Annotated in this window: 1 protein-coding gene; it reads right to left on the bottom strand. The window is 60.2% G+C overall.

The window, feature by feature from the left end; all coding sequences use genetic code 11:
* Window positions 1-683 (bottom strand): AMP-binding protein (locus AC0L3P_RS39950; protein ID WP_473309454.1); only part of this gene is annotated, 683 nt, incomplete at both ends.

The following is a 683-nucleotide window of genomic DNA, read 5'->3' as shown; positions in this document are numbered from 1 at the left end:
TAGAGCTCCCCCACCGCCCCGAACGGAACGGGCGCACCATGACCGTCCAGCAGATAGACCCGCGTGTTCGCAATCGGACGGCCGATCGTCTCGACGATAGTCTCTCCCCTTCGCATGCAGATGCAGGTTGAATACGTCGTGGTTTCGGAAGGAGCGTAGAGGTTACAAATCTTCTCGACGCGACTGCTCTCGAAGATCCTCTCTATGAGGCTCGCCGTCAGCCGCTCTCCCGCCAAATTGATGACGCTCGTCGAAACCGGCACGGCTTTCTTGTCGACCAGAGCGGCGATCGCCGAGGGCACTGTGTTGATCAAGGTGACATCCAAGGACACCTGCGCCAGCGCCAGCGCATTCTCGACAAGATAAAGTGTGCCTCCTTGCGAAAGCGGAACGAAGCACTCATAGACGGACAGATCAAAACTGATCGAGGTAGAAAACAGCGTGCGGCTGATCTCGGATTCCGCAAACACGTCGCTGCTCCAATGCAGCAGGTTCACGGTGCTCGCATGCTCGATCATGACGCCTTTGGGGGTTCCGGTGGATCCGGAGGTGTAGATCACATAGGCGAGGTGGCGTGGGCTCAGGCCGAGCGCACGCGGGTCGGGATCCGAGGCCGGCAGGTTTGCCCAGGCTGGCGTGGCCGTCTCCAGATCAACCACCGTCACGTCCACCAGCGCATCGGC

This window comes from Bradyrhizobium sp. WSM4874, from assembly GCF_055811835.1.
Note: the sequence above shows the minus strand (reverse complement) of the source record. Positions and strands in the feature narration are given on the sequence as shown.